The following is a 22,020-nucleotide window of genomic DNA, read 5'->3' as shown; positions in this document are numbered from 1 at the left end:
TTACGAGTTATCGTTAGGGATGAGCGTCTGCATTTCACCCGAGACGCGGAGGGTGGTGCGCAGGTCGTTAAGTAGCAGCTTGCGTCGGATCATAGAGAGTAGATAGATGGGCAGGGAGACGGGGAAGATCCACGCCATGATGCGCCCTGCACGTGGGCTCATGCGGAAATCGACGAGGTCGTATCCGCTGAGTATGGGGTAGTCCATCAGCTTGTTGAGCACCAAGTGACGGTCGGAGTTGCGGCCCTCCTCGACGACGTCCTCCAGCTGTCGGGCGATGCGCTCCGCCTCTGGATCGCGGCCGCCCTGACGCCAGAAGCGGAAGTAGGGCAGCCAGCGTCGGGAGCCTTGGAGGTAGGCCTTGATGTCGGTGTCTAATGCGGTGATGCGGCGGCTCCATGCGGCGTAGTCGAGGGCGTACATGATGACTTCCTTCCTCTCCACCTTTCGCGTGGGGCGCTTGCCGATGATTCGTTTGAGGGCCTCGGTGTAGGTGTCGGCGTTGAGGATGGCCGAGTCGTTCGATGCTTTATAGGTCAAGAAGATGCCGAGGGGCAGCAGTACGGCAGAGCTGAGCCACATGCCCTGCCAGGGTTGCCACATGCCGTTGCTGGCCATCTTGAACCCGATGTTGTCGATGACGTAATAGAAGATGAAGAGGAAGACGGAGATGACGACGGGCATGCCTAGGCCACCCTTGCGGATGATGGCGCCTAAGGGGGCGCCGATGAAGAAGAAGATGAGGCAGGCGAAGGAGAGGGTGAACTTCTTGTGCATCTCCGTGTGGTGGCGGCGCATCTCTTTCTCGTCGCTGGCCAGGATGTCGGCCTGAAACTCGTTGTCGGCCTTGATCATTTCGATGGTGTTGCGGGCGCTCTGTATGTAGGCGGTGCGGCGTTCGGGCGATAGCTCGGCCAGCAGACTGTCGAAGGTTTCGGGCGTGGGCTGCGGCGCAGGTGCGTGGGCTGCGGAGGTGTCGACGGTGGGGTTGAGGTCGCGGCGGTAGGAGTGGGCGTAGACCTCGCGGGCGTTGGACTCCTTGACGCTGTCGAGGCGTACGGTCATGGAGTCGATGGAGGTACGGAGGCTGGCGAGGTTCTTACCCACGTAGCGGTCTTGCATGGCGGACTCGTCGGCGCGGTGGAATTCGGAGTCGAAGCGGATGAGGATCTCGCGTGACTTGAACGATTCTTTCTGGTACGGCACTGCGCCGCCTTCGGTGGCTTCGCCCTGATCGCGGAGGTTCTTGAACATGCGTCCGTCGAAGAGGTAGAGGACGAGGAACTGCTTATCGGTGGAGACTTTCAGCCGTCCGGAGTCGGCCACGATGACTTGCGCGTTGTTGAATCCGTCGGAGTAGTCGTAGATCATCAGGTGGTGCAGCAGGCCGTCGTGATCTTTCTTCTTGACGTACACGTTGAAGCCTGAGATCTGGCTGTAGAAGGTGCTTTCGGGGATCTCGAGCTCGGGCGACTTGTCGCGCACGGAGCTGAGCAGGGTGTACATCTTGACCTGCGAGAGGGGGATGATGTTGTTCTGAAAAAAGAACGCCCCGACGGCCACGAAGGCGAGCAGGACGATGAAAGGCTGCATGATGCGGGGCAGGGAGATGCCGGCGGATTTCATGGCCAGGAGCTCGAGCTGCTCGCCGAGGTTGCCAAACGTCATCAGCGAGGCCAGTAGGATGGCCAGCGGCAGGGCCATGGGCACGAAGGAGAGGGCGGCGTAAAAAAACATCTCGGCAAGGACGCCGATACCGATGCCCTTGCCGACCATATCGTCCACGTACTTCCACAGGAACTGCATGAGTACGATGAAAAGACAAATACCGAAGGTCATGAAGAACAACGGTAGGAATGTTTTGAGTAGGAAAATATACAATCGCTTCATCCTGGGGGGTGCATCTCTTCGGAAGAGACGAGGGCAAAAGTAGTGCAAAAAGGGAGGGGATGGGCGTTTGGCGGCCTCTGCCGGGTGTCGAAGTGTGAAATTTCTTAACAGATGACCCGTTGACTGTTGTCAATGGCATGCAAAACGCATTTTGAGTGCCTCTGACTGTTGTCCGTGGGGCGTAAAACGCGTTTTAGGTACCTCTGACTGTTGTCAACGGCATGCAAAATGCGTTTTGAGTGCCTCTGACTGTTGTCAATGGCGTGTAAAACGCGTTTTGCATACCTCTGACGGTTGTCAATGCCCTGAATCCCCGCGGGAGCATGCCTCTGACGGCTGACAATGGGAGGCGGTTCAGAGGCTGTCGTAGTTCCAACGTCGGGTGGGGGATACTTATGCTATTCCCCAATCCGGAAATACTGCATCAGTGCGCGATACTCGTCTTGTGCCGTGAGGCAGGTATCGAGCAGGTAACCGTTCATCCGTCCCCATTCCCGCAGGCCGCGATAGTAAAACGGCTTCAGGCGGTCGGTGATGATGAAGGGGACGATGGCCTGTCCGAGGCACTCCTTGAAGAGGATCAGTCGGCCGACACGCCCGTTGCCGTCTTGGAAGGGGTGGATGGACTCAAAGCGGTGGTGGAAGTCGATAAGTGACTCGAGCGTCGGGTGAGGATCGGCGCGGTATGCGGCCAGAAGCGACTGCATGCGATCCGCCACCTCCTCAGGAGGGCAAGTCTCCATACCGCCCACCTCGTTGGGCAGTCGCTTGTAGTCGCCCACAGCGAACCATTCCCGTCGGCTGTCCGTCGTGGATTGCTTCAGCATGGCATGGAGCTCCTTGATGAAGGCCTCCGTCAGCGGCTGGTCAGCCTCGTCAATGATCCGATCGACGCAGCGGAAGTGGTTGACGGTTTCGAGGATGTCGTCCACGTTTACCGCGTCATTCGTTAGCCCGATCGTGTTCGTCTCAAAGATGCAGCGCGTCTGCTCGTGCGTCAGGCGGCTACCCTCGATACGGTTCGAGTTGTAAGTCAGATCCACTTGTGTGCGGTGATAGATGCCCCCCTTCAGTCGGGTGGCCTTCTGCTCACGGAGGGCAACGAGGAGCGGTGTGTTCGTGCGATGATTCACCTCGTCTGCTCTTTGTCCCCTCCCTCCCGACCGAAGGCGTCGAGAGCTTTCTTGACCGAGCCGTGGAGGAGGAGCAGGGTACGGGCGCGATCGTAGGAGAGGCCGAGCTCGCCCACCAGCATGCGCGCGCCACGGTCGACGAGCTTCTGGTTGCTCAGCTGCATGTTCACCATCTTGTTGCCCTTCACTCGGCCGAGGCGGATCATGACCGAGGTGGTGATCATGTTCAGGAGCATCTTCTGCGCCGTGCCGGACTTCATGCGGGAGCTTCCGGTGACGAACTCCGGGCCGAGGACGACTTCGATCGGTATCTCAGCCTCCGTAGCCACGGGCGATCCGGGATTACTCGTTATGCCAGCCGTGAGGATGCCCGCCTGACGCGCTGCACGTAGGGCACCAACCACGTAGGGCGTCGTGCCCGAGGCTGCGATGCCGACCACGGTGTCGTCGGCCGTGATGTGACGCTCCTGCAACTCCTGCCAACCGCGCTGGGTGTCGTCCTCGGCGTTTTCCACCGGGTTACGCAGCGCTGTGTCGCCACCGGCGATGAGTCCGATGACGAGTGTGGGCGGCATGCCGAACGTGGGCGGTATCTCCGATGCGTCGAGCACACCGAGGCGTCCGCTGGTGCCGGCACCGAGGTAGAAGATGCGCCCGCCACGCTGCATGCGCGGGACGATCTGTTCGACCAGTTTTTCTACTTGCGGAATAGCCTCGCCGACGGCTACGGCCACCTTGCGGTCCTCGCGATTGATGTCGTCCAGCAGTTCGCGGACGCTCTTGTTCTCTAAATTGTCGTAGAGCGAATCTTGCTCCGTAATCTTCGTAAATGCTGTCATAGGTAGTTCGATGAATAATAGGCCCGGAGTCCTTCCATCGGGCTTTGGGCGATGGTGCCAACGCGTAGGCCAAGGCCCTCAGCGGTGTCGCGGAGGAGTGGCTGGTAATGGTAGGCTACGGAGCCGACGAAGTGCACGGGGTGATCCGTATAGCCGTCGTATTGCATCACGTTGCGGGCGAAGAAGTCCTTGAAAGCGCCGCGGACGAGCTGCCGCATGCGTGGATCGTCGAGGTGGCGGGTGATGAAGGGCGAGAAGCTCGCCAAGAAACGGTTCGGGAAGGGCTGTCGGTAGACGCGTTCGATGATGTCGGCCGTTGTCAGACCGTATTCGCTGAGGAAGCGCTCCTTCAGCTCCTCGCCCAGTTGGTTCTTCAGCAGCAGGCCCACCAGCAGTCGGCCGAGCACGGCGCCGCTACCCTCATCGCCGAGGATGAAGCCCAAGGGCGAGACGTTGGCCGTGATCGCCGTGCCGTCGTAGAAGCAGGAGTTGGAGCCGGTGCCAAGGATGCAGGCGATGCCCGCCTCGCGGCCGCAGGTGCTACGCGCGGCGCCAAGCATATCGCTGCCTACCTCTACAACGCCACCATCCACGGGCAGGTTGGCCCGGAGCATCTCTTCCATGCCGCTGATCTTCTCCGGGGTACACCCCGCGCCGAAGAATCGGACAGCGGCGTAGGGCCCGGCTGGAATGTGGGGGAGTAGCGCGCTGCGCAGTTCCCGCCCCATCTCTTCGGACGTTTGGAAGTAGGGGTTCAGGCCTTTAGTGAAGACTTCGCAGACGAGCTGTCCGCGGCGGATGACGTTCCACTGTGTCTTGGTGGAACCACTATCGGCGATGAGGATCATAAGTGAGAAGTCTAAAAACGAAATTACCCTTTCACACTCCCGCCATTGGCGTGTTCACAGCCGGCGCAGCGGGCGGGCTCACCACGAAAACGTCGCTCTACAAGCGTGCGCAAGCGCTCCTTGAGCGGCTCGAGGCGGACGCGGTCGATGACGTCGGAGGTGAAGGCCACGCTCAGCATCATGCGCGCTTCGGACAGGGGGATGCCGCGGCTCTGCATGTAGAAGAGCGCCTGCTCGTCGAGCTGGCCGGTGGTCATGCCGTGCGAGCACTTCACGTCGTCAGCGTAGATCTCCAGCTGTGGCTTGCTGTACATGCGAGCCTCACGCGTCATGCAGATGTTGCGATTCGTCTGGTAAGCCTCCGTCTTGTCGGCGCCCTCGCAGACGAGGATGCGACCGGCAAAGGCACCCACGGCGCGGTCGTCGAGGACGTACTTGAAGAGCTCGTTGCTGGTGCAGCGGGGCACGCGGTGCGAGATGTGCGAGTACGTGTCCACGCGCTGCTCGCGGTCTTCGATGGCCATACCGCAGAGGGTCAGCTCGGCGCCTTCGCCATTGATGCGGGCGCGGTAGTTATTGCGTGTCTGGCCGTTGTTGAGCGTGATACCGTTAACGAGCACGTTGCTTCCGGCTTCCTGTGTGACGAAGAGTGAGGAGAAGCGGCGCGTGCGGATGGAGCTCTCCTCGAGGTCGTAATAGTCGACTACTGCGTCGCGGCCGGCGATGATCTCGATCACCTCTGTGGAGAGGAAATCGGTGTCGCCCATGCTGTGATCGCAGACGAGCAGTTTGGCTGAGGCGCCATCTTCTACGACGAAGAGGATGCGCCTATTTGCCATGATAGGCTCCGTGCTGCGGAAGAGGTTGATCAGCTGCACGGGCCGCTCCAGAGTGACGCCGGCGGGCACGTAGACCACGAGGCCGTCTTGCGCGAAGAGTGTGTTCAGCGCTGCGATCGCATCGTGGTTGGTGTGAGCCGCCTGCCCGTAGTAACGCGCGGCCTGCTCGGGGTGACGTTCGGCAAAGCCAGCGATGTTGCCCACGTAGACGCCTGCGGGGAGGGAAGCCTCGAGTCGGCCGTCAGAGTAGAACGTGTCGTTGACCACGAAGCAGGGCGTGGCGCTGAGGTTGGGCACATTGCAGCGGAAGAGGTCGGCCGTCTCGATAGCTACCGGTCGGCGGTCGAGGTTCAGGCCATAGTCCGGCGCAAAGGCCTCCTGCATGTCGGTGTATTTGTAGTACTCGCTTGTTGTCGACGGGAATCCCCCGCGGCGCAGATCCTCCAAAGCCCGGTCACGCGGTGCGTTCATGCACGCCGGTGCATGACGGTGCACCGTGTCGCGGTGACTCAAGTAGAGGTCGATGTATTGTTGTTCGGAGTTCATGTCAGCAGCGGGTCAATCGTTCTGTTCCTTGATCCAATCATATCCCTTCTTCTCCAGCTCGAGCGCCAGCTCTGGGCCGCCTGTCTTGACGATGCGTCCGTGGTAGAGTACATGCACCACGTCGGGCTTGATGTAGTCCAGGAGGCGCTGATAGTGCGTGATGACGATGGTGGCGTTATCCGGTCGGCGGAGCAGGTTGACACCTTTGGCCACGATGCGGAGGGCGTCGATGTCGAGGCCGCTGTCCGTCTCGTCGAGGATGGCGAGCGTGGGTTCGAGCATGGCCATTTGGAAGATCTCGTTGCGCTTCTTCTCGCCGCCGGAGAAGCCCTCGTTCACGCTGCGGTTCATCAGGCGGTTGTCCAGCTCCACGATTTCGCGCTTCTCACGCATCAACTTGAGGAAGTCGGTGGCTGAAACGGGCTCCTCGCCACGGTACTCGCGGCGGGCATTGACGGCCGCACGCATGAAGTTCACCATGCTCACGCCGGGGATCTCTACGGGGTACTGGAAGCTGAGGAAGATGCCTTCGCAGCTGCGCTCTTCGGGGGCCAGCTCCAGGAGGTCTTTGCCTTGGAAGGTCACTGAGCCTTGAGTCACCTCAAAGGCTGGATTGCCGACCAGCACACTGCTGAGTGTGCTCTTGCCCGAGCCATTGGGGCCCATGATGGCGTGTATCTCGCCGGCGTTCACGCGGAGGTCGATGCCTCGCAATATCTCTTTGCCGTCGATGCCGGCATGTAGGTTGTTTATCTCTAATAACATAGTAGGGGGTGATAAGGGGTAGGTTATATGTATGTAGGGTGAAATAGTTGGGGGCTTCTTCTCTGCTCCTTGCTTCTTCTCTGGTCCTTCTTTTCTTCCCTTGATGGAAGAAAAGAAGCAAAAGAAGATCAAGGCCTCAGGGAGGCCGGCCAAGCTGGCCGGGTACCTGGCAGGGGAGGGCCGCGCCCAACTTAGTAGAGGATGTTGTCGAGTATCATATAGAAAAGTGTCCAGGCGTCGCCCTCGCGGAAGCAGAAGGGGAAGTTGACCTTGAGGCCGACGCTGAGGTCGTGATACATGCCGCGGTCGGCATAGCTGGAGCCCATGTCGATGCCTCCACCGGGCTGGTCGATCGCCGTGCGGGCGCCGAGGCCGATGACAAAGTCGTAGCGCAGCGTGAGGGCGATGGACGAAAAGAGGTAACAGTCCAGCCCGATGCCGGGCGAAAGGGACAGACGCGGGTTGCGGAAGTAATACGTCGCGTGGCTGTCCAAATAGGGCGCCGTGGTGCGACGGACGCGTTCGTCGAAGTTGCCCCAGGCCGAGGCCGCGAGGAAGGGCTGCACGGGGAAGCGGTCGGGCAGGAAGTAGCGCTTCATCCCTAACCGCAGGCCCTGCATGGTGCGGGCGGCGTCGTTGTCGTAAACGATCTCCGTGTGGAAGTAACCCGCTTCGACGGCCCACTTGTCGGGCAGTGCGAGCTCGCCGGTCACGAACCACTCCGTGCCATGCGTCACGACGATAGCGCGGGGGTAGCTGCCCGTCTGCACCGGTTGTGCGAAGGGCGATCCGCCGGCGTTGATGGCCCACCGGCGCCGACAATCGTCTTGGCCGAAGGCTGTCATCCAGCCCACCGCCACGATGGACAGCAACAGGAGGAGCCGACGCCGTTTCATCCCACGCTTCCCTCCAGAGAGATCTGCAACAGCTTCGTGGCCTCGACGGCGAACTCCATCGGCAGCTTGTTCATCACCTCGCGGGCGTACCCGCCGACGATCAGGCTGACGGCCTTCTCCGTGTCGATGCCGCGCTGGTTGCAGTAGAACAGTTGCTCTTCGTTCACCTTGCTCGTTGTGGCCTCGTGCTCCACGACGGCCGTCTCGTTCTGTATGTCGACGTAGGGGAACGTGTGTGCGCCACAGGTGGAGCTGAGCAGCAGGCTGTCGCACTGGCTGTGGTTGCGGGCGCCCTCAGCGCGCGGGGTGACCTTCACGAGGCCGCGGTAGCTGTTCTGGCTATGTCCGGCGGAGATGCCCTTCGAGACGATCGTGCTGCGGGTGTTGCGGCCCAGGTGGATCATCTTCGTGCCCGTGTCGGCCTGCTGATAGTTGTTGGTCACGGCCACGGAGTAGAATTCGCCCACGGAATTGTCGCCGGCCAGGATGCACGAGGGGTATTTCCACGTGATGGCCGATCCGGTCTCCACCTGCGTCCAGGAGATCTTGCTACTCTCACCCTTACACATGCCGCGCTTGGTGACGAAGTTGTAGATACCGCCGTTGCCGTCCTTGTCGCCCGGATACCAGTTCTGCACGGTGGAGTATTTCACCTCCGCGCGATCCATGGCGATGATCTCCACGATGGCGGCGTGCAGCTGATTCTCGTCGCGCATGGGCGCGGTGCAACCTTCGAGGTAGCTCACGTAGGCGTCGTCGTCGGCCACGATGAGGGTGCGCTCAAACTGACCCGTGTTGGCGGCGTTGATGCGGAAGTAGGTGCTCAGCTCCATCGGGCAACGCACGCCTTTGGGGATGTAGACGAACGATCCGTCGGAGAAGACGGCCGAGTTGAGTGCGGCGAAGAAGTTGTCGCGATAACCGACCACCGTGCCGAGGTATTTGCGGACAAGGTCCGGGTGGTGCTTCACCGCCTCGCTGAAGGAGGAGAAGATGATGCCCTTTTCGGCCAGCACCTCCTTGAAGGTGGTCTTCACCGAGACGCTGTCCATGACCGCATCGACGGCCATGCCGCTGAGGATCTTCTGCTCGTGGAGCGGGATGCCCAGCTTGTCGAACGTCTTGAGTAGCTCCGGGTCCACCTCGTCGAGGCTCTTGGGCCCGGCCTTCTTTTTCGGGGCGGCGTAGTAGATGATGTCTTGATAATCGATGGGCGGGATGTTGAGGTGCGCCCATTGGGGCATCTCCAGCGTCTGCCAGTGGCGGAAGGCGCGGAGGCGGAAGTCTAAGAGCCACTCGGGCTCCTCCTTCTTGCGTGAGATCAGACGGATCACGTCCTCATCGAGTCCGCGGTGCAGCAGCTCCGTGTCGATGTCCGTAGTGAAGCCGTACTTGTATTCGCTGCCGGTGATCTCGTCCAGTAGCGGGTCGGTATTCTTCTTTGTTTTCTCCATTTGTCTGTTTGTGTGAGGGTGATATGTAGTCGGCTGTGCCTTGCGGCGGCCGTTGATGTCTCGTTTGGGTGGGGCAGGGAGAGGATTGCTCCGCCTCACGCGTGCTAAAAACGTGCCAAGTTTTACCTCCGTCACGTCGTGTAAAGCCCAAAACCGGGTTTTTATGCCATTGCAGGCATTGCAATCGTCCAAAACCGGGTTTTTATGCCATTGCAGGCGTTGCAATCGCCCAAAACCGGGTTTTTACGCCATTGCAGGCGTTGCAATCGCCCAAAACCGGGTTTTTACGCCATTGCAGGCATTGCAATCGCCCAAAACCGGGTTTTTATGCCATTGCAGGCATTGCAATCGTCCAAAACCGGGTTTTTATGCCATTGCAGGCGTTGCAATCGTCCAAAACCGGGTTTTTAAGCCGTTGCAGGCGTTGCAATCGCTCAGAATCAGATTCTGGAGGATTTGCACGGTCTGCAATGGCTCAGAATCAGATTCTGGAAGAATTGCATGGTCTGCAATGGCCCGGAATCAGATTCTGGAGGATTTGCATGGTCTGCAATGGCTCAGAATCAGATTCTGGAAGAATTGCACGGTCTGCAATGGCCCGGAATCAGATTCTGGGGTGCCCTGCGCACAAACCCCGGGCTGGAGATGGGCGCCCCCCACGGCTTGTCGGGGTGGGGCGATGTGACTCCTGTAGATCCCGCTCTCGCCAGACGAAGAACTTGGGCGAAAAGAGGGTCGGTACCGTCTCGCGGATGAAGGGATAGGTGCGCGAACGGCTCTTGGTCTCCTCAGTGAGGAGGAAGCCGTGGCGGTCGATCCCCTCGACGAAGTTCAGCGTGAAGCTGCTGATGAACAGGGCGACGCTGGCGGCACAGAGCGCACCGGCCAGGCGGTTGGGGATGTTGAGCGCGCTCTCGTCTACCCAGTGGTCTATCCATCGACCGGCCAGGCGGACGGTGGCGAAGATGAGGACGAAGGCGCCGATGTAGCTGACGAACGTCACGCTGCCCTCTGACACCCACCCTGCGCTCAGAACGAGCGCGCGCAGCCAGTGGGCCACGCGCGAACAGCAATAGATGACGGCCACGACGGCGCCAAGAACGGCCACTTCACGGACGAATCCGTCGTGCCAGCCCTTGACGAGGCCCCCTCCGACAAGGCCTAAGACCACGATATCCAGCCAGGTCATGCGCGTCTGGGGGGCTGTGGGTTAGAGCGTCTTCTTGACCTCGATCTCGTCGAACGGCTCGATCATGTCGCCCTCTTGCACATCGTTGTAGTTGTTGATGAAGAGGCCACACTCCTGTCCGGCCACGACCTCCTTCACCTCGTCTTTGAAGCGCTTGAGTGAGGCCAACTCGCCGGTGTGGATCACGATACCGTCACGGATGACGCGCACTTTGTTGGCGCGCTTGATCTTGCCTTCCTTCACGAGGCAGCCAGCCACGGTGCCCACCTTCGAGATCTTGAAGACTTGCAGCACCTCGAGGTTGCCGCAGATCTCCTCCCGAATCTCGGGCGAGAGCATGCCCTCCATAGCCGAGCGCACCTCCTCGATGGCGTCGTAGATGATGGAGTAGAGGCGGATCTCGACGCCCTCCTTGTCGGCCAACTTACGGGCGGCCTGGGCTGGGCGCACCTGGAAGCCGATGATGATGGCGCTGGATGAGGCGGCCAGCTCGACGTCGGATTCGGAGATCTGCCCGACGGCTTTGTGGATGACGTTGACCTGAATCTCTTCGGTGGAGAGCTTGATGAGCGTATCGGAGAGCGCCTCGACGGAGCCGTCCACGTCGCCCTTGACGATGAGGTTCAGCTCGTGGAAGTCGCCCAGTGCACGGCGGCGCCCAAGTTCCTCGAGTCCGAAGCGCTTCTGGGTGCGGAGCCCCAGCTCACGCTGCAACTGCTCGCGGCGTGCAGCGATTTCGCGCGCCTCCTGCTCGGTCTCCAAGACGTTGAGCGTGTCGCCCGCCTGTGGCGCACCGTCCAGGCCGAGGATCAGCACCGGCTCCGATGGCCCAGCGCTCTCCACGCGTTGGTTACGCTCGTTGAACATGGCCTTGACGCGTCCGTAGTGTGTACCCGCCAGCACGATGTCGCCTTGGCGCAGCGTCCCGTTGCTCACCAGTACTGTGGCCACATAGCCGCGCCCCTTGTCGAGCGACGACTCGATGACGGAGGCCGTGGCGCGACGTTTCGGGTTGGCCTTCAGCTCCAAAAGGTCGGCTTCGAGCAGCACCTTTTCGAGCAAGTCTTGCACGCCGATGCCCTTCTTGGCCGAGATGTCTTGGCTCTGATACTTGCCGCCCCACTCCTCGACGAGGTAATTCATCTGCGAGAGCTTCTCCTTGATCTTGTCCGGATTGGCGCCGGGCTTATCGATCTTATTGATGGCAAAGACGATGGGGACACCGGCCGCGGAGGCGTGGTTGATGGCCTCGACGGTCTGCGGCATGACGTTGTCGTCGGCTGCGACGATGATGATGGCGATGTCCGTCACCTTGGCGCCACGTGCACGCATGGCGGTGAAGGCCTCGTGGCCCGGGGTGTCGAGGAAGGTGATGTGTCGACCGTCGGGCAGGGTCACGCTGTAGGCACCGATGTGCTGCGTGATGCCACCGGCCTCACCGGCGATCACGTTGGCGTTGCGGATGTTGTCCAGCAGCGACGTCTTACCGTGGTCCACGTGGCCCATGACGGTCACGATTGGTGGGCGCGGCACCCAATCCTCGGGGTTGTCCTCCTCTTCTTTAATGGCTTCCGACACCTCGGCGCTGACGTATTCCGTCTTGAAGCCGAACTCCTCGGCTACGATGTTGATCGTCTCCGCGTCGAGTCGCTGATTGATGGAGACCATCATACCGATGCTCATGCAGGTGGAGATGACCTCGGAGACGGAGACGTCCATCATGTTGGCCAGGTCGTTGGCGGTGACGAACTCCGTGAGCTTCAGAATCCGGCTTTCGCGTTCTTCGGCGCGTAGCAGTTCCTGCTCGCGGAAGGCCACAGCGTCACGTTTCTCGCGGCGATACTTGGCGCCTTTGCTCTTGGCGCCCTTGCTGGTCAGACGGGCCAGTGTCTCCTTCACCTGACGCTGCACATCGCCCTCGTTTACCTCCGTATGCACGGGGCGTTTGGGGCGCTTGTTATCGTTCGATCGCTTGTTGTCGTTCGACCGTGCACCCGTATTGACGGCGGCGTTGATGTCGATGCGGTCTTTCTTGATGCGCTTACGCTTCTTCTTGGCGTCGGCGGATGCGGCGGCCGATGGGGTGGCGGGGGCATGAGGCGTCGCAGATGTAGCGGGCTTAGCTGGGGTAGCGGAAGCCTGCGGTTGCTGCCGCCGACGGTCACGGTTACGCTCGAAGCCCCTGCGCTTGGGGCGCATGGATTGGTTGATGGTGGCGAGGTCGATCTTGCCTGTCACTTTGATGTTCGACTCCAAGCGAGGTGTCTCCAGACGGAACACCTCGTCCTCCTTTTTCTCCGTCGATCCCGTCTGCGCCGTGCTGTCGGCCGATACCTCCGGTTTGGGCGTTTCGGCAACGGTCGGAGCTGGTTCTGCGGGCGCTTCAGCGATGGGTGCAGGCGCTTCCTGCGTTTGCGCTGTGGGTGCAGAGGCCTCCGCCTTGATCTCTACGGGGGCTGTCCCTTCCTTCGGTTGCTCTACGCTGGGGGCAGGCGCCTCAACGGTTGGAGCGCTTACGGCAGGAGTCTCCGGCTTAGCCTCTCCCTCAGAGGACGCTGGAGCAGGGGCAGCAGGCTTTGTCTCCGTGTGGTGTGTGGTCGCAGAATGTCCACTGTGTTTACGCCGCCGGGAGTGCGACGATCCGTGTCCGCTCGTTTCGGGTAGATCGATCTTGCCTTTGGTGACGAATTTGGGGAGGATGTCGTCCGGTATCTCGGTCTTGATCACATCCGGTTCCGTCTTGGTGGGTTCCTGAGCTACGGGTTCCGGCTTTGGTTCTGGTTTCACGTGCGTTTCTGTCGGTGCAGCTTTTTCGAGCAGACGACTTCGTTCGGACTCCGGCAGGTTTTTGCCGAATTCCTTAACGAGCAGGGTGTACTGCTCATCGGGAATGCGGACGTTGGGGTTGCTTTCGACCTCGAAACGCTTCCCGCGCAGATAGTCGACAACCGTCTGCAAGCCGACATTCAAGTCCTTCAATACTTTGTTCAATTTAACAGGCATATCTCTCTTCCTCGTGTAGTTATCTCTGATTTAATCCTCCTCTTTTTCGTCGGTGTCGTCTTCTTGAAACACTTCAGGGGTGTCGTCGTCCGCTTCTTCGTCGGCGTCGTCTTCTTCCGGTTCATCTTCTGTCGGTGTCTCGTCCGGTTCGTCGGTGGATTCAGCGGGCTGTTCGTCGACGGGTTCGGATGCGTCGGTTGTGTCAACGGGCTGTTCGTCGACGGGTTGTTCCTCTTCCGGAGCATAATCGTCGGGTGCCGGTTGAGCTTCGTCTTCAAACTCGGCTGAGAGGACACGCAGCAGGTCGTCCACGGTCTGCTCTTCCAGGTCGGCACGCTCCATGATCTCTTCGGGGGCGAGGGCAAGCACAGCTTTGGCGGTGTTGCAACCGATCTCCTTGAGGGCTTCGATTACCCAAGGCTCCACCTCGTCAGCGAACTCGTCGAGATAGATATCCTCCTCGTCGGCCGTATCGATGTCGCGGAAGACGTCGATGGTGTAGTCCGTAAGCATACTGGCCAGCTTGATGTTGAGTCCGTTCTTACCGATGGCCAGCGAAACCTCTTCAGGGCGCAGGAAGACTTCCGCCTTATGCTCCTCTTCGTCGACGCGGATGGAGGAGACTTTGGCCGGGCTGAGTGCGCGCTGGATATAGAGTGCGGTGTTGGTGGTGTAGTTTACGACGTCGATATTCTCGTTGCGCAGCTCGCGGACGATGCCGCGGATACGTGAGCCCTTCATGCCGACGCAGGCACCGACGGGATCGATGCGTTCGTCGTACGATTCGACGGCGATCTTGGCGCGTTCACCGGGGATGCGTGCGATAGAGCGGATGGTGATCAGGCCGTCGTTGATCTCGGGCACTTCGATTTCGAAGAGGCGCTGCAGGAAGGCCTTGTCGGTACGCGAGAGGTAGATCTTCGTGTTGTTATCCGTCTCTACCCGCTGCACGACGGCGCGTACGGCCTCGCCCTTGCGATAGAAGTCGCCGGGGATTTGCTCCGATTTGGGCAGCAGGAGCTCGTTGCCTTCGTCGTCGAGTAGCAGCACCTCTTTCTTCCATACCTGATAGACGTCGGCCACGACGATGGTGCCGATCAGCTCGCGATATTTGGCTGTGAGGTTGTCCTTTTGGAGCTCTAGGATCTTCGAGGCCAGCGCCTGTCGGAGGTTGAGGATGGCGCGCCGGCCAAAGTCGGCGAAGTGCACCTCGTCGGTCACTTCTTCACCGATGGTACAGTCGGCGTCGATCTGTTGCGCATCGCGTAGCGAGACCTCCAAATTGGGGTCGCTGACGTGTCCGTTTTCCACCACGGTGCGGTTGCGCCAGATCTCGAAGTCGCCCTTTTCGGGGTTGATGATCACGTCGTAATTCTCGTCCGTGCCGAACATTTTAGCGATCACGTTGCGGAACGACTCTTCGAGCACGTTGATCATCGTCTCCTTGTCGATATTCTTCAGGTCTTTGAACTCCTGAAGGCTGTCTATCATGCTGACTGTTTCCTGTTTCTTGGCCATATTCTCTTGTCTTCTCTCTATTTGAATCGGATTTTACTTTTCGCGTATGCTATCTCATCATATCGGTACGTCTCGTCTTCGTACACGGTGGTCTTGCGACGGGCACCTTCGGGCTTTACCTTTTTGGCTACGGTGAGCGTGACGCCCGTCTCGTCAGCATCCTTGAGCATACCCGTGCGGAGGGTACCTTCGCGGGGCTTGAGCTCGATTTCACTGCCGATATGCTTGCGGTATTGGCGGACGATCTTGAAGGGGCGATCGAGGCCGGCGGAGGTGACCTCCAGCTCGTAATCCTCGGCGTCACGGTCGAGGTGCTGCTCGATATATTGGCTCAGGGCCACGCAATCGTCGATGCTGACGGCCTCGTCGTGGTCAATCTCCACAACGATGGCGTTGTCGGCACCGATGACGACATCCACAAGGTAGCAAGCCGAGTCGGCCAGGGCGGCTTCAGCCAGACGCATCACTGTATTTCGTTCGATCATTATTGTGCAAAAAGAAAGGGAACCAAAGTGTTCCCCCGTCGTAATTTCGGGGGCAAATATACAATCAATCAGCCTTTTTCTAAGGAAAGGCGTTTTCCAGGCTTTGGCTGGAGAGGTGAAGGCGGATTGGGGGCGTGGCTTAGATGCAGGGCCGGGGCTGACCTTTTCCAAAGATCCCTTTTAAGTACGTTTGCGCCGTTTGAAAACAAAACACCTATAGATATATGAGTGAACTGCATATCATTAATCACCCGATGATCTGCCACAAGTTGACGCGGATCCGGGATGTGAACACGGGTGCGAAGGACTTCCGCGAGTTGCTCCGCGAGATTGCTATGCTGATGGGCTACGAGGTGACGCGCGATCTGCCGCTGACGGAGGTCGAGATCGAGACACCGATGGAGCGCACCGTGGCGTATGAAATCTCGGGCAAGAAGTTGGCTATCGTGCCCATCCTCCGCGCCGGCCTCGGCATGGTGGACGGACTGCTGAGCCTGCTGCCCGTGGCTAAGGTGGGGCACATTGGCCTCTATCGCGATCACGACACGCACCGCCCCGTCTTTTATTACTGCAAGCTGCCGGAGGACATCGACCGCCGTATGGTGATCGTCACCGACCCGATGTTGGCCACCGGTGGTAGTGCCTCGGACGCGATCCGTATGCTCAAAGAGAAGGGTTGCACCAACATCCGCCTCATGTGCCTCGTGGCGGCGCCTGAGGGGGTGGCTTACGTACAGAAGAACCACCCGGACGTGGACATCTACACCGCCTCGCTCGACCGCGAACTGAATCCGCAAGCTTACATCCTGCCTGGGCTGGGCGACGCGGGCGACCGCATTTTCGGCACAAAGTAGGCGTCGCCTAATAGCCGTAACGCTAAGCATCCTCTCGACAGGGGCCTCTCTCAAAAAGGTTCGCTGTCGGGAGGATGCGTTTTTTGTGCCCCGATAGAAATGCGGTTTCATGTCGCATGAAACGGCATTTTCGATTGGAAAAACCATTTCATGTCGCATGAAACCGCATTTCCGACTGGAAAAGTCATTTCGTGTCACATGAAACCGCATTTCCGACTGGAAAAGTCATTTCATGTCGCATGAAACGGCATTTTCGATTGGAAAAGCCATTTCGTGTCGCATGACGGGGCATTTCCGACTGGAAAAGCCATTTCGTGTCGCATGACGGGGCTTCGAGCATTGCCCCCACCCACTTTTTTAGATGAAAACGACTTCAAACGACGACGGAGGCGGAAGCATGAGGCGCGTTCAGCGTTGCGTGACGATCAGTGCGCGGCGCGTCTTTGAGGTGATGCGAAAACGGTTGTCGGTGCGATGGCCCACGATCCAAAGGATCCGCCCCGAGGCGTCGCAGAGGATCCACGCGGCGGCTTTGCGGAGGAGGCTGAATTTGTGGTCAGAGAAATAGTCGCTCAGCTTCTTGCGACCTGTCATGCCGAAGGGCACGAAGCTGTCGCCAGCGCGCCAACGCCGGAGGGTGAGTGGCAGGGCGATGCGATCGGCGTCGAAGGTGGCCACGTGGGGGCTGCGGCTGATGGTGAACGCCTCGTCGACGATGCGCTCCTCGAGGCTGAGGCGGATGGGCGCGGTGAGTTCGCTGCCCGGAGCGAGGGGGAAGGCGTCTGCGGACACTTCGTCGGCGGGGTATAGGATCAGGTGGAGGCGATCTTTGAGGAGGTGCCATCGGCCGCCGGGGGCGACGAACGAGCGACCGGATTCGCCGCTGAGGGCGCGGGCGATGTCGGCGCACTGTGAGGGTGTAAAGCCATAAGGCGTGAGCAGTTCGAAGAGCACGGCCTGCGGGGCGGGCGTGCGGAGGAGGGCGTCGATCGATATGCGGCCGTCGGCGTCGATAAGGTGCGCGCGGTGGCTATCGATGGCGTTGCGATAGATGGCTTCGACATCCGTGAGATGGCCGGCCATGCGTAGGATGGCGTCTCGGACCGACGGGTTGAGTTGCTCCATGAGCGGTAGCAGGCGGAGGCGGACGAAGTTGCGCCGATAGACGTCAGAGGCGTTCGAGCTGTCGGTGCGGAAGGGTAGGTGGCGATCGGCAAGCCAGCGGACGATCTGGTGGCGGTCGACCGAGAGCAGCGGCCGGACGATATGCCCATTGCGGGGCCGCATGCCGCATAGCCCGCTGAGGCCCGTGCCGCGGATGAGGTTGAGGAGGACGGTCTCGACGTTGTCGTCGCGGTGATGAGCCACGGCGATGGCCTCAGCCCCCAGCTCGCGGCGGAGCGTCTCGAACCATTCGTAGCGCAAGGTACGGGCAGCCATCTCCGTGGAGACGCCGTTTTGGCGGGCATAGTCGGCCGTGTCGAAATCGATGCGACGGAAGGGGAGGCCGAGCGCTTCGGCGGTCTGTTGGGCAAAGTCGGCGTCGGCGTCGGACTCGTCGTTGCGCAAGTGGAAGTTGCAATGGGCAGCCACGCAGGGGTAGCCGAGTCGGGTGAGGATATGCAGCAGGGCGACAGAGTCTGCGCCGCCACTCAGTCCGACGATGACGAGTGCCCCGGGCCGGAGCAGTTGGTGTTGCGCGATGTAGGCTTGGACGGTGGAAAGCATGGGTTGCGAGGTGGTTATGGGGGTAGTCAAGAGGTGGTTATGGGGTAGTCAGAGGGCGTGTGAAGTTGTATGGGGGGCGAATGATGCGCGCGCAAAAATAGATGGGGTGGGAGAGGGGCAATGAAATCAGCGACTTATGTTTGCCCGCACATGGAAAAGAAATACGGTTATTTCAAGCGAGACATCAGTTGGTTGTCATTCAATTATCGCGTCCTCCTGGAGGCCGCAGACGCCACCCTACCCATCTATGAGCGGATCCGCTTCCTCTCCATCTACGCCTCCAATCTGGAGGAGTTCTATGAGATACGCGTGGCCGATCAGCGCGGCGCTATCATGAAAAAGAATTACCGCGCCGACAATTCTGAGAAGGCCGAGGAGACGCTCAACGAGATCACCACCGAGGTGAACCGTCAGCAGCAGGATTTCTACAGCATCTTCAACGACGGCATCCTGCCCGAGCTGCGTCGCCAGCGCGTTTACCTCTATCAGACGCACGAGCCGCTGCCCTTCCACCGCGACTTTGTCCGCCGCTATTTCGACGAAGAGATCTTTCCCTACCTCTCGCCCGTCACGCTCCATGAAGGATTCCGCACCTTCATCCGCGACCGCCGGCTCTACCTCATCGCCCGCATCCTCAAGCGCGAGACGCGTGAACCGCTCTATGTGCTGATCAAAATACCGCACTCGAATGTGCCGCGCTTCATCGCCCTACCCGAGCATGAGGGCATGCACTACTTCATGTTTGTCGACGACATGATCCGCTACAACCTGCCCGCCATCTTTCCCGGTTATGTGCCCGACGGATGCTACGGGATTAAGATCTCGCGCGACGCCGATATCTATGTCGACGAAGAGACGCCGCAGAGCATCCTCCAGTCTATCCGCACGAAGGTGGGCAAGCGGAAGATCGGCGCCCTGAGCCGCTTCATGTACGACCGTGAGATGCCGCCCGATGTGCTGGCCTTCGTGCGACGGTCGTTCCACATCGCGGCCGACGACCTCGTCGTGGGTGGGCGTTACATGAACCTGCAAGACATGATCCGCCTTCCGAACCCCATCGGGGCGGAGCTGGTGCGCACGCCCCCTGCGCCGCTGCGGGTGCCGTATCTCGAGGAGTTGGCATCCATGTTTCGCGCCGTGGAGCGGGGCGACGTGTTGCTGCATTTCCCCTATCAATCGTTTGACTATCTGCTGCGCTTTCTCATGGAGGCGTCGTTCGATCCGGACGTGGAGGAGATCAAGATCACGCAGTATCGCGTGGCGGAAAACTCGGCCGTGATCCACTCCCTGATCGGTGCCGCGCGCAATGGCAAACGCGTGACGGTCTTCGTGGAGCTTAAGGCGCGCTTCGATGAGGAGAACAACATGAGCACGGCCGAAGAGATGCGTCAGGCGGGGATCAAGATCATCTACAGCATACCCGGGCTGAAGGTGCACGCCAAGGTGGCCGTCGTCTTGCGTCGTGGCGAGGCCGCTGACTTTGCCTGCCTCAGCACGGGCAACTTCAACGAGAAGACGGCCAAGGGCTACTCCGACATGGCCCTCCTGACCTGCGACAAAGCCATCGTGGGCGACGTCTGCCGTGTCTTTGAGGTCTTAGAGGGGCGCCTTGCGGAGCCACACTTCGACCGCCTATTGGTGGCGCGTTTCAACATGGTGCCGGAGCTGATCCGCCTGATCCGACGTGAGGCCGACCTAGCGCGTGCCGGTCGTGGAGGGCGAATCATTCTCAAGATGAACGGCCTCCAGGATAAGCAGATGATCGACGAACTCTACGAGGCCGGTCAGGCGGGCGTGGAGATCGACCTGCTCGTGCGCGGCATTTGTTGCCTGACGCCCGACCGCAGCTATAGCCCCAACATCCGCGTCACGCGTATCGTGGACATGTATCTCGAGCACGCCCGCCTCTGGTACTTCCGCGGCGATGGCGAAGAGACGATGTACCTCACCTCCTCGGACTGGATGCGGCGCAACCTCAATCGACGGATTGAAGCCGCCGTGCCCATCCTCTCGCCCGACGTCCGCCGCGAGATCCTCGACCTCCTCGACATCCAGCTGCGCGACAACGTCAAGGCCTGCCACATCGACGGCCAGCTGCGCAACATCTACATCCACAACGACGCCCCCCCCTTCGCGCCCAGCAAGCCACCTACGAATACATCAAGCGAAGGACGCACCCAGAGTAGAGACGAATCGCATACACCCCACAGGTACCCGGCCAACTTCCCCGGCCCCGGTGGGGCCTTGACTTTCTTTTGCTTCTTTTCTTGCGTCAAGGCAAGAAAAGAAGAAGGAGAGGCAAGAAAAGAAGGAGGAAAGACAAGAAAAGAAGAAGAGGTAGGCCGATGTGTCCACCCATAGTAATATTCTCCATCAAGCAATATTCCCCCCGTTTCGCCCGTTTCCATCCCACCAAATACAGAGAAAGAAAACTTCATTTATAGCACATACATACACCCATACACAACAAACATCCCCCCATTTTTCTGCCTATGAAAAAGATTACCCCTTCCGCCCCCGCCGAACGTCAGGACAACCCCTCCAACCGTCCCCCATCCTTCGGCCCTCGCCCCGAGACCCTCGCCCTGCTCAGCTGGTTCGCCCGCATTTATACGCCGGACAACGCGCCCAACCCCGCCCTCCCCATCGCCAACTGACGCCCGCCTCGCTCATAATATATAGCGCACAATGAACCATCTCATAGCCCCATCGCTCCTCTCGGCCGACTTTATGCACCTCGGCCGCGACGTGGAGATGATCAATCGCAGCGAGGCCGACTGGCTGCATATCGACGTCATGGACGGCGTCTTCGTCCCCAACATCTCCTTCGGCTTCCCGGTCATGAACGCCCTCCGCGGCGTCTGCCACAAGCCCACGGACGTGCACCTGATGATCGTCGAGCCCCAGAAATTCATCCGCGAGGTGGCCGACTCCGGCGCCTACATGATGACCGTCCACTACGAGGCCTGCACCCACCTCCACCGCACCGTCCACGCCATCCGCGACGCCGGCATGCGCGTCGGTGTGGCCCTCAATCCCCATACGCCCGTCACACTCCTCGAGGACATCCTCGGGGACCTCGACATGGTGCTCCTCATGTCCGTCAACCCCGGCTTTGCCGCCCAGAGCTTCATCGGCCACTCCGTCGTCAAGACCGCCAAGCTGCGCCGCATGATCCGCGAGCGCGAGCTAAAGACGCTCATCGAGGTAGACGGCGGCGTGAACACCGAGACGGCCCGCGTGCTCCTCGATGCTGGTGCCGACGTGCTCGTGGCCGGCAGCTACGTCTTCCGCTCGCCCGACCCCGAGGCCACCATCCGCGAGCTGAAGGCGCTCTAAACTATCGCCTACCATTTTCTTTGAAAAGCGACCGCTCCGACACCGTGTCGGGTGGCCGCTTTTCCATTTCTGGGGGACACGGGGGGGCGGAAATAGTGTATTTCGGAGCCATGCAAATCTGCGGCGGCCAGAAATAGTGTATTTCGAGCGTTGCAAAACCTGCGGCGACCAGAAATAGTGTATTTCGGGGCCATGCAAGTCTGCGGCGACCGGAAATAGTGTATTTCGAGCGTTGCAAAACCTGCGGCAGCCAGAAATAGTGTATTTCGGGCGTTGCAAAACCTGCGGCGGCCAGAAATAGTGTATTTCGGGCATTGCAAAACCTGCGGCGACCGGAAATAGTGTATTTCGGAGCCATGCAAGTCTGCAACGGCCCGTCGCTGTGTGCGATATTAAGAAACATGACAGGAACTGACTGTCGCTGTATGCGATACTAAGAAACATGCAGGAAATTGATTGTCGCTGTATGCGATACTAAGAAACACGCAGGGAATTGACTAGCAAAGTGTTCGATACTAAGACACATGCAGGAAACTGACTGGCGCTGTGTGCGACATTAAGAAACATGCATGCGATTTATTATCGCTGTGAATTTTGAGGCCTAACCAACCTGCGACATTTCGCCGCTGTGCTGTTTCCGGATAAAGTGTTCGATTTTGGCGTCTTACGGATTGGCGTATATTTGCCCCCGCTT

The 22,020-nt window shown here is 59.8% G+C and carries 16 protein-coding genes and 1 pseudogene; 4 read left to right on the top strand and 13 right to left on the bottom strand.

The window, feature by feature from the left end; translation table 11 throughout:
- The 12 genes from C7123_RS04260 to rimP all read right to left on the bottom strand — a co-directional run bounded on the left by C7123_RS04260 (window position 1) and on the right by rimP (window position 15,405).
- Window positions 1-1,890, bottom strand: coding sequence for an LptF/LptG family permease (locus tag C7123_RS04260; protein WP_069175890.1), 1,890 nt, complete (start codon window positions 1,888-1,890; stop codon window positions 1-3).
- A 398-nt stretch (window positions 1,891-2,288) separates the two neighbouring features.
- Window positions 2,289-3,023 carry a Fic family protein gene (locus C7123_RS04255; protein WP_069175889.1) on the bottom strand — a complete coding sequence of 245 codons (735 nt, stop codon included), beginning with the start codon at window positions 3,021-3,023 and terminating at the stop codon, window positions 2,289-2,291.
- On the bottom strand, window positions 3,020-3,862 hold the full coding sequence (gene murQ / locus C7123_RS04250; RefSeq protein WP_069175888.1) for an N-acetylmuramic acid 6-phosphate etherase: 843 nt from the start codon (window positions 3,860-3,862) through the stop codon (window positions 3,020-3,022). Before murQ ends, C7123_RS04255 begins: the two co-directional genes overlap by 4 nt.
- A complete protein-coding gene (locus C7123_RS04245; protein ID WP_037985374.1) occupies window positions 3,859-4,710 on the bottom strand; it encodes an ATPase in 852 nt (283 codons plus the stop codon). Before C7123_RS04245 ends, murQ begins: the two co-directional genes overlap by 4 nt.
- Before the next feature lie 23 nt (window positions 4,711-4,733).
- Complete coding sequence (gene sufD / locus C7123_RS04240) at window positions 4,734-6,095, bottom strand: Fe-S cluster assembly protein SufD (protein ID WP_069175887.1); 1,362 nt, start codon at window positions 6,093-6,095, stop codon at window positions 4,734-4,736.
- A 12-nt stretch (window positions 6,096-6,107) separates the two neighbouring features.
- Window positions 6,108-6,860, bottom strand: a complete 753-nt coding sequence (gene sufC / locus C7123_RS04235) for a Fe-S cluster assembly ATPase SufC (protein WP_037983773.1) — start codon at window positions 6,858-6,860, stop codon at window positions 6,108-6,110.
- Window positions 6,861-7,051: 191 nt separating this feature from the next.
- Entirely contained in the window at window positions 7,052-7,756 is a 705-nt protein-coding gene (locus C7123_RS04230; protein WP_069175886.1) for a hypothetical protein, read from the bottom strand.
- Window positions 7,753-9,210 (bottom strand): Fe-S cluster assembly protein SufB, encoded by a 1,458-nt coding sequence (gene sufB, locus C7123_RS04225; RefSeq protein WP_069175885.1) that lies wholly within the window; start codon window positions 9,208-9,210, stop codon window positions 7,753-7,755. Before sufB ends, C7123_RS04230 begins: the two co-directional genes overlap by 4 nt.
- A 604-nt stretch (window positions 9,211-9,814) precedes the next feature.
- Window positions 9,815-10,399, bottom strand: coding sequence for a CvpA family protein (locus C7123_RS04220; protein WP_069175884.1), 585 nt, complete (start codon window positions 10,397-10,399; stop codon window positions 9,815-9,817).
- A 21-nt stretch (window positions 10,400-10,420) separates the two neighbouring features.
- The gene (gene infB / locus C7123_RS04215; protein WP_069175883.1) at window positions 10,421-13,402 is read right to left on the bottom strand and encodes a translation initiation factor IF-2; all 2,982 of its coding nucleotides are present in this window, start codon (window positions 13,400-13,402) and stop codon (window positions 10,421-10,423) included.
- A gap of 30 nt (window positions 13,403-13,432) precedes the next feature.
- Window positions 13,433-14,920 carry a transcription termination factor NusA gene (gene nusA, locus C7123_RS04210; protein ID WP_083206965.1) on the bottom strand — a complete coding sequence of 496 codons (1,488 nt, stop codon included), beginning with the start codon at window positions 14,918-14,920 and terminating at the stop codon, window positions 13,433-13,435.
- A gap of 17 nt (window positions 14,921-14,937) precedes the next feature.
- Window positions 14,938-15,405: a ribosome assembly cofactor RimP gene (gene rimP / locus C7123_RS04205; RefSeq protein WP_069175882.1), complete on the bottom strand. Its 468-nt coding sequence runs from the start codon at window positions 15,403-15,405 to the stop codon at window positions 14,938-14,940.
- Between the two features lie 224 nt (window positions 15,406-15,629).
- Between rimP and upp the strand changes: the two genes are divergently transcribed.
- A complete protein-coding gene (upp, locus tag C7123_RS04200; protein ID WP_037983767.1) occupies window positions 15,630-16,259 on the top strand; it encodes a uracil phosphoribosyltransferase in 630 nt (209 codons plus the stop codon).
- Between the two features lie 408 nt (window positions 16,260-16,667).
- Here upp and tilS read toward each other — a convergent pair whose 3' ends face one another.
- Complete coding sequence (gene tilS, locus C7123_RS04195; RefSeq protein ID WP_069175881.1) at window positions 16,668-17,987, bottom strand: tRNA lysidine(34) synthetase TilS; 1,320 nt, start codon at window positions 17,985-17,987, stop codon at window positions 16,668-16,670.
- A 150-nt stretch (window positions 17,988-18,137) separates the two neighbouring features.
- Here tilS and ppk1 point away from each other — a divergent pair.
- The 3 genes and pseudogenes from ppk1 (at window position 18,138) to rpe (ending at window position 21,326) form a co-directional block, all read left to right on the top strand.
- Window positions 18,138-20,173 (top strand): annotated as a pseudogene (gene ppk1 / locus C7123_RS04190) (polyphosphate kinase 1).
- A gap of 306 nt (window positions 20,174-20,479) precedes the next feature.
- Window positions 20,480-20,644, top strand: coding sequence for a hypothetical protein (locus C7123_RS12870; protein ID WP_159049833.1), 165 nt, complete (start codon window positions 20,480-20,482; stop codon window positions 20,642-20,644).
- Between the two features lie 31 nt (window positions 20,645-20,675).
- The gene (gene rpe, locus C7123_RS04185; protein ID WP_037983763.1) at window positions 20,676-21,326 is read left to right on the top strand and encodes a ribulose-phosphate 3-epimerase; all 651 of its coding nucleotides are present in this window, start codon (window positions 20,676-20,678) and stop codon (window positions 21,324-21,326) included.
- Window positions 21,327-22,020: the final 694 nt, after the last annotated feature.

The sequence above is a fragment of the Tannerella serpentiformis genome, from assembly GCF_003033925.1.
Classification (GTDB): domain Bacteria; phylum Bacteroidota; class Bacteroidia; order Bacteroidales; family Tannerellaceae; genus Tannerella; species Tannerella serpentiformis.
Note: the sequence above shows the minus strand (reverse complement) of the source record. Positions and strands in the feature narration are given on the sequence as shown.